Genomic DNA, 11,189 nt, shown 5'->3' with positions numbered 1-11,189 from the left:
ATCGAGAGCTGGTACAACTTGCACCGACTGCACAGCAGCCTCGGCTACCTCAGCCCTGCCGAATACGAGACCGCACTCGCAGCCTGACCACCACACCAATGGTGTCCGTCAAAGCGGAACAAGCTCAGTCATGCGAACAGATTAGCGAGGCAACTCGTCACGATGCCTTCCGCTCACCCGAGGCATCGACGTACTTGGCCGTGGCCTCGACGAGCGAGTTGAACTTGCCGCGGATCCATGGGCCTGTGGTGGTGCGGGGCTTGTAGTCCAGATGAAAGGACTGCTCGAACGTGGCGTAGGTGCCGCCGGTAACGTGCTCGGCTTTGCGGTCAAGTTCTGGTTGCAGTGCCAGTGCCATGACGAGCTGGATGAGCAGGGCGATGCGGGGGTAGGCCGCAGCTCTCCGGAATCGTTGGACGGGGCCGAATCTGTTCGGGAGGTCGTCCGGGTCCGGACGGTAGATTCGCTCGAAGGTGCTTTCGCTGTCCTTTCGGACGAGCGCCCGGTGGTCTATCTCGCGCCAGAAGCGTTCGCAGAGCTGGTTAACACAGGCCAAAGGGCCGGCCCTTGTATTTCAGCTCCAGTCGGTTGAGGACGATCTGGGCCCGGACGACTTCGGGAGCGTGCGCCAGACTGATCTGCCCTTCGGGGTTCACCTTGCCGCCGCCCAGCCAGCGCCGGTGTCGGATGCAGACGTTGTCGTGGAACCCGCGTATGTGCACGTAGATGGACTCGCCGTCGCTCCCGGACCGCCAACCGCAAAGGTCGCAGGCCCGACGAATGAGGAGCCCGGTGCGTCGCCGGTGCTCCGGCGCGATGTCGGGATCGTAGTGACGAAGTTCTGGGATGGCCCAAAGGAGTGCCCTGCGGGGCTGGCTGCTGAGGAGTTCCAGTTTTCCAACTCGTCGAGCTGGCAGAGCAGCCAGCGTGAAGGCGTGCGGACCGCGCGGAAGTCGGGCAACTGGTTCGCGGCAGCGAGGCGCTGCCGGTAGGAATCCAACGTCTCGTTGGGGAACGGCGTGACCGGGTGTGGCAGTGGCCGCAGCAAGACCGGCTTGAACGGAAGCGACTTGACGACCGCGGGCCCTCTTTGGCCGTTCATCCGGCTTCCCTGTCGCCGCCCCGGAATGCTCGCTCGCTGGCGAAGTCGACGTGGATGGAGTTCAGCTGCCGACGGGTGATGCGTTCGCTTCCGTCGAGGATCGCGGAGATGGCCGCAGCCCGGATCAGGTGCGAGAGGCTGCCGATCATTCCGCTCGTGCGCTGGTGAAGGTATTTGTGCAGGTCCGCCAGTGTCCCGGGAACGTGATGGTGCAGCCGCAGGGTGGACTCCATCGTCGTCACCAGGCCCTCCCACTCGTCGTTGAGCGGGAACGGGCCCGTGTGCAGGAGCGTGCAACGGCCAGCGAGCTGGTCACCGCGGATGCCGGTGAACAGACCCGAGTTCTCGACATCGATTCCCGCATAGGCGAAAGTGGCGGGCAGGTGCTCGGTGAAGTACTTGAGGTGGTCGGACAACTCCTCACCTGCGCTGGTGGCCAGGTTCATCAGGTGGATCTCGTCGACCAGCACGAGGTCGGTCCGGGCCTCGATCAGCACTTGGCAGACGGTGCTGGTGATGTCGACGCTGTTGTGGCGGGGAGAGATCACCGGCAAGCCGAGGAACCGGGCGAACTCGATGGCGAGTTTGCGTGGGGAGCCCCTGGGAGGGGCGGTGACATAGACCACCGGGATCCGTCTGCCCGAGGGATAGCGCTGGCGGGTCCGCAGTTCGTGCGTCCGGCCGAGCTGCCGAAGCGCAGTGGTCTTCCCCGTGGTCCTCTCACCCGAGAGGATCAGGCCCCGGCGGGCTCCGTGCTCGCGCCGGTTCAAGAGGGTCAGCAGCCGTCCCTGGTGGCAGACCTTTTCGACCGTGGAAGTCCGCACGACTTGCAGTTCGGAGTGGTAGTCGATGCGCCGCTCGTCGTCGGTGTCGCGTGCGCTGTCGCTCATCGCCTTCCGGCGTTCCGGGGACACGAGTTGATAGGTGGCGGAGTCCTTCTCGACGAAGCGGCGCCACCCCGCCAGGGTCGTGGGCGGTTCGACTCGCTCGTCGTCGACGACCTGTCCAGGATTGTTGCCGGGCTTCACCTCCACCGTTTCGCCTCCTCGCGTGCGTCGAAGATTCCCAGCGGCACCACCTTGGCCAACTCCACCTCTTCATCGGCTGGTTCGGGCTCGTATTCCGGCTCCGGTGGCTCGTTCGTCGCCGGTGCCGGACGCGGCCAGGACGGGGTGCTGGTGGCATGGGTGCGGGCGACGACCTTGCGGTCCCGACGCTTTGCTGGACCGCCTTTGCGTCGCCGGGGTGCAGGTGGCTCCTCCGGACCGTCGGCCGCCCGGTCCAGCAGTTCGGCCGCGGCTTGGGCGACCTCCTGCTCCTGGGGCTTGCGCTGTGTGCGTTCGCTCAGCACCTGATGGGCCCGGTCGAAGACCAACTCGCCCATCGGGACCGGGGACGTGCGCAGATGGCGCCAGGTCGCGGTGATCCATCCAGTTCCTCGGTGATCCCGTACCCAGACACGGGAGATGTCGTAAGGGTCGTAGTGGACCTCCCAGAGCCGGCCGTCCGGCCCGGCCCCAGAGGGCTGGCGCCGGTAGGGGCCGAAAGCGCGGGAGTCGTAGATGCGGCTGTTGATCCTCACACCGCTGGAACCGATGACCCGCCACTTCCGGGGCAGCAATTGGACGTACTCCTCGGCGCTGAGCGCGACCGGCACGTATCCGGCCGCCGACACCAGCGCGGCGTACTTCTCGTTCGGATTCAATGGCCGTCCGGGCATCAGCGGGTCCCGCAGCCCGTCATGTGGCCTGGTCTGCCAGACGGCGACGACCCATTCCTGAAGAAGCTCCTGGAGTTCGTGGATGGACCAGGCCGCCTGGGCTTCCGGGTCCTTGCCCCGCATCTCGGCGCTGCGGCCCTTGTAGCCGGCGACGTACTGGGCGAACAGGGTCGCCACCGATCCCAGGGTCCGCTCGATGTGCGGTTTGTCGGTCGGGGTGTCCGGGTGTGCGGGCTGGAACGAGATCCCCAAGTGGCGGCAGGCATTGCGGAAGTTGTCGGAGACGAATGCCTTCCCGTGGTCGCTGACCACCATCTCTGGAACGATCACCGGGATGGCCGCGGCCTTGGCCAGCCGCTCGTCCAGCGGCAGCAGTGAGGCGTAGGGCAGCACCGACCGCGACAGGCGCAAGGCATCCGGCCAGCCCGGCCGCATCATCTCCGGCGTCATCGCCCGGGCCAGCAGCAACGCGGCATCCACTGCCTTCGTCGAGGGCCGCAGCACCACCGCTGCCAGCGTCCTCGTGGCCAGGTCCACCAGCCCGGTCAACTCGCAGGTGTCCACCTCTCCGTCGTCGTGGACGACCAGGACGTCCAGCGGAGTCGAGTCGATCTCCATGACCTCGCCCGGCCGCCCCGTCGTCAGCTGCCCGAACATCCTCTTCGGCTGTTTGCCCAGTGAACGGCGGGTGCGGGCCGACCCGAACAGATGACGTCCCGTGGAAACCGCCTCCAGCAGGCGGTAGAACCCGGCCCGGGACGGCATCTTCACCACTCCGGCGCCATGCTCGGCGGCCAAGAGCCGTTCCACCTTCCGCCGCAACACCTGTGCGGAGACCGTCGCCTCCTCCACCCGGCTGTCCGTCACCTTTTCGATCGCGGCCACCACCCTGGGATCGGCCCGGCTGGTGCCGGTGGCGGGCTTGCGTATCCGCCCGTCCACCAGACCTGTCACCCCCTCGTTCTCGAAACGGGTGCGAAGCCTCTGCAGGGTGCTCAAGCCCACGTCCTCGCCGGCCTCCTGCAGCTCGGCCAGCTTGGTCAGCTCCCGCTGCCGCAGCGAGTGCACCGCCGGGTCGTACTCGGCCCGGACCTGAGCATGCGGATCACCGTCTGGGCGGCCCGTGAGCAGCTCGGTCAGGTGCCGCTGCCACCACCAGGCCCGCGTCACTGCCTCCTCGGGCAGGCCCTCCAGCACCCCTTCCTCCGGAAGCGGTGGACGGCCCGGGCCGACGCTGCTGACCACCGTGAAGCCCTCGGAGGCGAGCAGATGCCCCAGCAGGACGACGCTCGGGGCCTGGGCATCGTCGACCAGCCGCACCGAGGTGCCGTGCAGAGCGGCGACGGTGTGCTCACGCCCGTCGTAACGGACCCGGTCACCCAGCGACAGCAGCATCGGACGCGTCGGCATCATCACCCACCTCCCTCGCGAACACGGCCGCGGGCCGCACCAGCGTGGCCGCCGACAGCAGCTCGTCCTCCAGCGCGACGGCGAGTTCCCGGCGCCAGATCAGATGAAAGAGCACGGGCAGCACGGCAATGGGATCACCGACCGCGCGGGCCCCGGCCAGCAGCCCGCACGACTCGGTGAACACCATCGTGAGCGCGGCCACCACCGGCTCCCGCCTCACCCGCGGATGCCGGTAGCCCGACAGCCAGCGCAGATTCGCCGCCAACACCGAATCCAGCACTCCGACACGCTCGTAACCCCAGCCGACCTGAGCACAGGCCACAGCCGTGACCGCGAACTTCTCCGCGTCCTCCGGCGGGATCAGATCGTCCGGACGCACATCCAGCACCACGACGGTGCCGTCCCGATGCCGTACGAAGTAGTCCGGCGTGTGCCTCACCCGCCGGCCCCGCCCGCCATCCCGCCACGACAACCGGAACGGCTGCGAAGCCATCGCTGCCACCGACGGCTCGGAGTCCAGCCGCATCAAGTGGCTCAGCTCGACCCACGACTCGTAACCGACGTCCGTGGCACCGGTCGCCGCCCAGTACCAGCCGGAAAAGTTCCGCAGCCCCCGGCACGACGGGAAAGCCCGCACAGGCCCGGCCACCTCGAAACGGGCCGGCCACATCGCCTCAAGCGACCCCTTCCGCAACTCGCCCCGGGAATCGACGTACTCCAGCTGGAAATCCTCGGCATCCACCCGCCACCCCCACTCGGCGCTGTCCAGGTACGGCGACCGTAGGCGCCAGGGGTGTCCGGTACCTCAGATTGACTGAGACACAGCAGCAGATGCCCGAGATTGAGCGAGACGTACGACCCGATGCCTCACATAGACCGAGACTGCCTCGGCTTCAGCGAGACAGGACAGGCGCGACCAGATGACACCCATCTCGACCAATCACAGTGGCGTAGCGCACTTTTGCAAGCAGGCGCTTGCAATAGTTAGCAAGGGTGTTGCAAGGTAGATGCATGGCAACGCTCAACGTCGGCAATCTTGGTGAGTACCTGCGTGACCAGCGGCGCACCGCGCAGCTGTCCCTCAGGCAGCTCGCCGATGCCGCCGGGGTGTCCAATCCGTATCTGAGCCAGATCGAGCGCGGGCTGCGCAAGCCGAGCGCGGAGGTGTTGCAGCAGGTCGCCAAGGCGCTGCGGATCTCCGCCGAGACGCTGTACGTGCGGGCCGGCATCCTCGATGCCGAGCGGGACCGCGACGAGGTGGAGACGCGTGCCGCCATCCTCGCCGATCCCACCCTCGGTGAACGGCAGAAGCAGGTGCTGCTGCAGATCTACGAGTCCTTCCGCAAGGAGAACGGGTTCGAGATCGCCGGGATCGCAGATCCGGGCAGCGCTCCCGCCTCGACGGACGTCCCTGTGCCGGACGTTCCGGGAGCCGCTCACAGCGACACGGGCAGTGGCACCGACAGTGGCACGCGCAGTGATACAGGCAGAGATACAGACAGAGATACAGACATAGGCACCGGCAGCGACGCCGACCCGCAGCAGACGGCCAGTTGACGCACCAGCTGCTCCGGACGGTCTGGACGCACCGGTCGAGACCAGCCCCACGTTCGCGGAAACCCCAAACCCTCAGTTCGAAGCAACCCGGGAGGACCATCACCATGGCCATCACCGACGACCTCCGCAAGACCTTCAGCGACCCCACGCCGTTCTACTTCGCCGCCGGCACCGCCGACCTCGCCCTTCAGCAGGCCAAGAAGGTGCCCGGCCTGGTCGAGCAGCTGCGTGCCGAGGCGCCGGCCCGGATCGAGGCCGTGCGCGGTACCGACCCGAAGGTGGTTCAGGAGAAGGCCGCCGCTCGCGCCAAGGAGGCGCAGGAGAAGGCCGCCGGCCGTGCCAAGGAGGCACAGGAGACCATCCAGACCAAGGTCGGCGAGTTCATCAACACGCTGGACGGCGACTTCAAGAAGCTCGGCTCCACCATCGACGCCGATCTGAAGAAGCTCGGCGAGAGCGCCACGGACCTGGCCCTGCGCGGTGTCGGCGTTGCCGCCGAGTACGCCGTGAAGGCGCGCGAGACGTACGACAGGGTCGCCGAGCACGGCGAGCAGGCCGTGAAGACCTGGCGTGGCGAGGCCGCCGAGGAGATCGAGGAACTGGCCATCGCCGTCGAGCCGAAGGCCGAGCCGGTCGAGGTCAAGGTGGCGACCGAGGAGAAGGTGTCCGCTCCGGCCCCCACCTCCGCCCCTGTCCCGACTCCCGCCGAGGCCAAGATCGCGTCCGCCCCGGCCGGGAAGCCCGCCGCGAAGAAGGCCCCGGCTCGCAAGCCGGCCGCCAAGAAGACGACTCCGCCCACCAAGTAGGCAGAGCCGAACGGGTGAAACAGCGGGTACGAGGACGGGCCGGGCACTCCATGAGTGCCCGGCCCGTTTGGCGGGTAGCGGGTTTCCGGTTGCGGGTACGTTGACCGCACGTACGAACTGACCGAGCTTGGTGGTGGACGTAGTGCTGATGCAGGGCTTCGACGGGTTCATGTGGCTGTTGAGCACGGCCTTTACCCTTTTCAGCGGCTTCGCGCTCTTCGACGCCGCGGTGCGCCGCGAGGACGCCTATCGGGCGGCGGACAAGAAGACCAAGCCGTTCTGGCTGGTCGTCCTCGGGCTCGCCTTCGTGGTGAGCCTGTTCTTCGAGATCCTGTCGTTCCTGCCGATCATCGGCCTGGTCGCGACGATCGTGTACATGGTCGACGTACGACCGGCCCTGCGCGGTCTCCCGGGCGGCGGACGCAGCCGCAGAGGCGGCGGCTCCAGCAGCGACGGTCCGTACGGCCCCTACAACGGCGGTCGCTGACCCGCCCCGATACTCACGCCAGGCGGTCCAGCAGCAGGACCGCCAGGTCGTCCGTCAGCTCTCCGCCGTTCAGCTCGCGGACCTCGCTCACGGCCGCCCGCAGCAGGTTCTCGCCGCGCAGGCCCTGTGCCAGCTGGCGGCGGATCATCGCCACCATGCCGTCCTGGCCGAGCCGTTCCCGGCCCGCGCCGACATGGCCCTCGATCAGACCGTCCGTGTAGAGCATCAGCGTCCACTCGGCCCCCAGTCGCACCTGCGTACGAGGCCAGCGGGCCCCCGGCAGCAGTCCCAGCGCCGGGCCGTTGTTCTCGTGCGGCAGCAGTTCCGCGACGGCCGGAGAGTCGGAGAGCCCGCAGGACGCGGTCGCCGGGCGGACCAGCAGCGGAGCCGGGTGGCCGGCCAGGCACAGGCCCGCGCTGCGGCCGTCCGGCGAGATGTCGACCGTGCAGAGCGTCGCGAAGATCTCGTCGTTCTCGCGTTCGTGTTCGAGGACCTGCTGAAGCGTGCCCAGCAGGTCGTCGCCGCACAGGCCCGCCAGGGTCAGCGCACGCCACGCGATGCGCAGCTCCACGCCGAGTGCCGCCTCGTCGGGACCGTGTCCGCACACGTCGCCGATCATCGCGTGGACCGTGCCGTCGGGCGTACGGACCGTGTCGTAGAAGTCGCCGCCGAGCAGGGCGCGGGAGCGGCCGGGGCGGTAGCGGGCGGCAAAGCGCAGCGAGGAGCCGTCGAGGAGCGGGGTGGGGAGCAGGCCGCGTTCCAGGCGGGCGTTCTCCTGGGCCCGCAGCCGGGACTCGGTGAGCCGGCGTTCGGCTCGGTCGGAGCGTTTCCTCTCCACCGCGTAGCGGATCGCGCGGCTCAGCAGCCGGCCGTCCAGCTCGTCGCGGAAGAGGTAGTCCTGGGCGCCGACGCGCACCGCCTCCGTACCGCGCTCGACGTCGCCGGAGGCGGTGAGCGCGAGGACGGCGTGCCGGGGCGCGATCCGCAGTACGTGTTTCAGGACCGCCAGCTCGTCGTCGTTGTCGTCCTCGGTGTGGTGGGGCGCGGGCAGGGCGAGGTCCAGCAGGATGCAGTGGACGTCGTCGGTGAGCAGCCGCTCGGCCTCGGTGAGGTTGCGTGCCGTACGGACGCGGATCGGCTTGCCCGACGCGTCGAGCAGTTCGGGCACGACGGGCGAGCCGCCCGGGTCGTCCTGGATCAGCAGCAGGGTCAGATGCGTGCCGGGGGCCGTGACGGGTGCGCTGACAGGCGCGGTGACGGGGAGGGCGTCCGGGCAGGGGGTGCCCGTGGAGGTCGCTGCGGGCATGGCGGGGGCCGGCGCCTGACCGTTCTCCAGGGCCGGGACCGCTCTCTGCCGCGGTACGGGTACGGGCATCGTCGTGGGTTCCTTCCCTCCCCCCGAGGGCACGATGGGCGAGGGGTCTCGATCCACCGACCGGGACCATAGCGGTTGACAGGCCCGCAGCGGAATGGTCGGTGGTGCGTCCACGGGGCGGCGCCGGTGTCATATGCCTTGCCCCGTAACGCACTTGGGCACGAGGTTGCCCACCCGGGGATGACGAACATCACGTCCGCCAGAGGGTTGGGAGGTGCTGGTGGGTGTGTTGCGTCACGTGGAACGGGTCACGGGTCACGGGCGGTGCGTAACGTTCCGTACGGTACGAAAGATGCCTTATCCGGCTGGTTGTCCGAGGTGATCGCCGGGTTCACGCACCCGGCCGGACCACCCCGAGTATCTTCATCGATCCCGCCCCCGCGATTGTCACCGTCCGTCCGGGCCGCGGGGCGTGCACCATCTTGCCGCCGCCCACGTACATCGCGATGTGGCTCGCGTCGTCGAAGTAGACGATCAGGTCGCCGGGGCGCATGTCCTTGACGGCGACGTGCGGCAGCTGGTCCCACTGCTGCTGCGAGGTGCGCGGGATGGTGACCCCGGCCGCCGCCCAGGCCGCCGAGGTCAGGCCCGAGCAGTCGTACGTGCCGGGGCCCTCGGCGCCCCACTCGTACGGTTTGCCCGTCTGTGCCGTCGCGAACGCCACGGCCTTCTTGCCCTGTGCCGTCGCGCTGCCGTCGGTGGCGTCGATGTCGTCGAGGACGCCGGAGCCGAGCCAGGACGTCTGCGCCTTGGCCGCGGCCTCGCGCTCCAGCTCCGCGAGGCGTTCCTTCTCCTCCTTCTGGAGCTGGGACTCCAGGCCCTCGGCCGCCGCGATCTGCTGCTTGATCTGCTTCTGGGCGGCGGCCCTGACCTTCCGGCTCGCCTCCAGCTTCTTCCACTGGGCCGAGGCGTCCCGCGCGTACAGCTCCAGGTCCTGCTGGGTGCGCGTCATTTCGGCGAGCAGGCCGGTGGTCGCCTTCTCACCCTGCCGGATCCGGCTGACCCCCTCCAGCCACGCCTGCGGATCGTCGCTGAGCCACAGCCGCGCCGTCGGCGGCAGGCCCCCCGAGCGGTACTGGGCGCGCGCCGCGGCACCCGCCCGGTCCTTCAACTCGGCCAGCCGCTCCTGCCCCTTGACGATCTCCCGGGCCAGCTCGACCAATTCGGCGGACTGCCGCTCGGTCTGCTCCTCGGCCGCGTTGTAGGCGTCGGTGGCGACCGCCGCGTCGTGGTAGAGCTGCTCCAGCTTCTTGTGTACGGCTTCCAGGTCCTTGTTCGGCGGCAGCGTCACGCTCGGGGTCGGCGCCGGTGTGGCCGTCGGGGTCGGTGCCGGGGTCGCGAACGCGCTGCCCGCGCCGCCGAGGACGGTGACCGCGCAGACCAGTCCCACGGCTGTCGCGACCAGGCTCCGTTTGCCGGCTCCCATTCCCCGCACCCCCGTACTTTCCACCCACTTGATTAACCGTCAGTAACTTACGGACGCCCGGGGGATCGTGCCACGTGGCCGCGGAAAGCGACAGACATCCCGCAGGTGCCTGCCCTTCCCACGTCCCCCGCATGTGTGACGAACGGCGCACAGAGATCGTTGCCCTTGAACCGCGAGCAATTCGAGGCGCCCGGCAACTCGGTGCCGAGCACCGGCCGACTCAGCGCCGAGGCGCCAACGCCCCCCACGCCACGGTCACTTCACCCTGCCGCCACCGCGCGGGCCCGTCCGTCACCGGCCAGTCGGCCGTGAGGTCCCGCACCGCCCGGATCCAGCGCTGGCGGGCCCCGTACGAGGCGTAGGGCGCCGCGGCGGCCCAGGCGCGGTCGAAGTCGCGCAGGAAGGCGTGCACCGGTTCACCGGGGACGTTCCGGTGGATGAGGGCCTTCGGCAGGCGCTCGGCGAGGTCGGAGGGGCGGTCCAGGGAACCCAGCCGGGCCGCGAAGGTGACCGTGCGCGGCCCCTCCCGTCCCAGGGCGACCCACACGTGCCGACGTCCGATCTCGTCGCACGTCCCCTCGACGAGCAGCCCGCCCCCGAAACCGCCCCCAAGAGTGCCCCCGAAGCCACCCCCAGGAGTGCCCGCGAGAGTGCCCCCGAAGGTGCATCGGGAGTCGCCCGTGGCCGGTGCGAGCCGGGCGCACAGCCGCGCCCAGACATCGGCGACCTCGGCCTCGTCGTACTGCCGCAGCACGTTCGCCGCGCGGATCAGCGTCGGCCGTTCCGGCACCGGGACCTCGAAGCCGCCGTGCCGGAAGGTGAGCCCCTCGCGCTCGTACGGTTTCGCCGCCGCGACCCGGGCGGGCTCGATCTCGACGCCCACCACGCGCGTGCGTGGCGCCACGGTACGCAGCCGCGCGAGCAGCTCGACGGCGGTCCAGGGCGCGGCCCCGTACCCGAGGTCGACCGCGACGGGGGAGGGGGCGCGGCGCAGGGCGGCGCCGTGCGTGGCCGCGATCCAGCGGTCCATACGGCGCAGCCGATTGGGGTTGGTCGTCCCGCGCGTCACCGTTCCGAGGGGACGTGTCGATGAGCGGGGAGCAGCCATGCGTACGAGGGTAAGGGGCGCCGCCCTGTCGAACGGTTGAGCGGGAAACGGTAATGATTGGGCAAAGAGGAAATGGGTCGCCCCCTCCGGGCGTTGACCCTTCGGAGCTGCGCGAAAGCGACGCACGAAGAGCGAGCCGCGAACAGCGGCAAGGGTCCGGCCGAGAAGGAGGAACGCCACGTGAGCCAGTACATCGGC

General features: G+C 69.2%; 10 protein-coding genes. 3 read left to right on the top strand and 7 right to left on the bottom strand.

Annotated features, from left to right (window positions below):
* Positions 1 to 157: 157 nt before the first annotated feature.
* From G3I56_RS32485 to G3I56_RS32470, 4 genes are all read right to left on the bottom strand, one after another.
* Positions 158 to 358, bottom strand: coding sequence for a hypothetical protein (locus tag G3I56_RS32485; protein ID WP_164415252.1), 201 nt, complete (start codon positions 356 to 358; stop codon positions 158 to 160).
* Between the two features lie 740 nt (positions 359 to 1,098).
* Positions 1,099 to 2,136 carry an ATP-binding protein gene (locus G3I56_RS32480; protein ID WP_164415250.1) on the bottom strand — a complete coding sequence of 346 codons (1,038 nt, stop codon included), beginning with the start codon at positions 2,134 to 2,136 and terminating at the stop codon, positions 1,099 to 1,101.
* Positions 2,127 to 4,235, bottom strand: coding sequence for a Mu transposase C-terminal domain-containing protein (locus tag G3I56_RS32475; protein WP_343240110.1), 2,109 nt, complete (start codon positions 4,233 to 4,235; stop codon positions 2,127 to 2,129). Before G3I56_RS32475 ends, G3I56_RS32480 begins: the two co-directional genes overlap by 10 nt.
* On the bottom strand, positions 4,198 to 4,974 hold the full coding sequence (locus tag G3I56_RS32470) for a TnsA-like heteromeric transposase endonuclease subunit (protein WP_164415248.1): 777 nt from the start codon (positions 4,972 to 4,974) through the stop codon (positions 4,198 to 4,200). The genes G3I56_RS32475 and G3I56_RS32470 overlap by 38 nt, the downstream gene beginning before the upstream one ends.
* A gap of 269 nt (positions 4,975 to 5,243) precedes the next feature.
* Between G3I56_RS32470 and G3I56_RS32465 the strand changes: the two genes are divergently transcribed.
* From G3I56_RS32465 to G3I56_RS32455, 3 genes are all read left to right on the top strand, one after another.
* A complete protein-coding gene (locus tag G3I56_RS32465) occupies positions 5,244 to 5,789 on the top strand; it encodes a helix-turn-helix transcriptional regulator (protein WP_164415246.1) in 546 nt (181 codons plus the stop codon).
* Between the two features lie 104 nt (positions 5,790 to 5,893).
* On the top strand, positions 5,894 to 6,595 hold the full coding sequence (locus tag G3I56_RS32460; protein WP_164415244.1) for a hypothetical protein: 702 nt from the start codon (positions 5,894 to 5,896) through the stop codon (positions 6,593 to 6,595).
* A 148-nt stretch (positions 6,596 to 6,743) separates the two neighbouring features.
* Positions 6,744 to 7,082, top strand: coding sequence for a DUF2516 family protein (locus G3I56_RS32455; protein WP_164415288.1), 339 nt, complete (start codon positions 6,744 to 6,746; stop codon positions 7,080 to 7,082).
* Between the two features lie 13 nt (positions 7,083 to 7,095).
* On the opposite strand, the gene G3I56_RS32450 is transcribed toward G3I56_RS32455, so the two are convergent.
* The 3 genes from G3I56_RS32450 to G3I56_RS32440 form a co-directional block, all read right to left on the bottom strand.
* Positions 7,096 to 8,457: a response regulator gene (locus tag G3I56_RS32450; RefSeq protein ID WP_164415242.1), complete on the bottom strand. Its 1,362-nt coding sequence runs from the start codon at positions 8,455 to 8,457 to the stop codon at positions 7,096 to 7,098.
* Positions 8,458 to 8,788: 331 nt separating this feature from the next.
* A complete protein-coding gene (locus tag G3I56_RS32445; protein ID WP_164415240.1) occupies positions 8,789 to 9,883 on the bottom strand; it encodes a C40 family peptidase in 1,095 nt (364 codons plus the stop codon).
* Between the two features lie 220 nt (positions 9,884 to 10,103).
* Positions 10,104 to 10,991 carry a class I SAM-dependent methyltransferase gene (locus tag G3I56_RS32440; RefSeq protein WP_164415238.1) on the bottom strand — a complete coding sequence of 296 codons (888 nt, stop codon included), beginning with the start codon at positions 10,989 to 10,991 and terminating at the stop codon, positions 10,104 to 10,106.
* Positions 10,992 to 11,189: the final 198 nt, after the last annotated feature.

The sequence above is a fragment of the Streptomyces sp. SID12488 genome (genome assembly GCF_010548275.1).
Taxonomy (GTDB): Bacteria; Actinomycetota; Actinomycetes; order Streptomycetales; family Streptomycetaceae; genus Streptomyces.
Note: the sequence above shows the minus strand (reverse complement) of the source record. Positions and strands in the feature narration are given on the sequence as shown.

Excerpts from the sequence above, each read along its gene's own strand:
- G3I56_RS32475 (WP_343240110.1), bottom strand. The coding sequence starts at position 4,235 with ATGATGCCGACGCGTCCGATGCTGCTGTCGCTGGGTGACCGGGTCCGT.
- G3I56_RS32485 (WP_164415252.1), bottom strand. The coding sequence starts at position 358 with ATGGCACTGGCACTGCAACCAGAACTTGACCGCAAAGCCGAGCACGTT.
- G3I56_RS32450 (WP_164415242.1), bottom strand. The coding sequence starts at position 8,457 with ATGCCCGTACCCGTACCGCGGCAGAGAGCGGTCCCGGCCCTGGAGAAC.
- G3I56_RS32445 (WP_164415240.1), bottom strand. The coding sequence starts at position 9,883 with ATGGGAGCCGGCAAACGGAGCCTGGTCGCGACAGCCGTGGGACTGGTC.
- G3I56_RS32465 (WP_164415246.1), top strand. The coding sequence starts at position 5,244 with ATGGCAACGCTCAACGTCGGCAATCTTGGTGAGTACCTGCGTGACCAG.
- G3I56_RS32455 (WP_164415288.1), top strand. The coding sequence starts at position 6,744 with ATGCAGGGCTTCGACGGGTTCATGTGGCTGTTGAGCACGGCCTTTACC.
- G3I56_RS32440 (WP_164415238.1), bottom strand. The coding sequence starts at position 10,991 with ATGGCTGCTCCCCGCTCATCGACACGTCCCCTCGGAACGGTGACGCGC.
- G3I56_RS32460 (WP_164415244.1), top strand. The coding sequence starts at position 5,894 with ATGGCCATCACCGACGACCTCCGCAAGACCTTCAGCGACCCCACGCCG.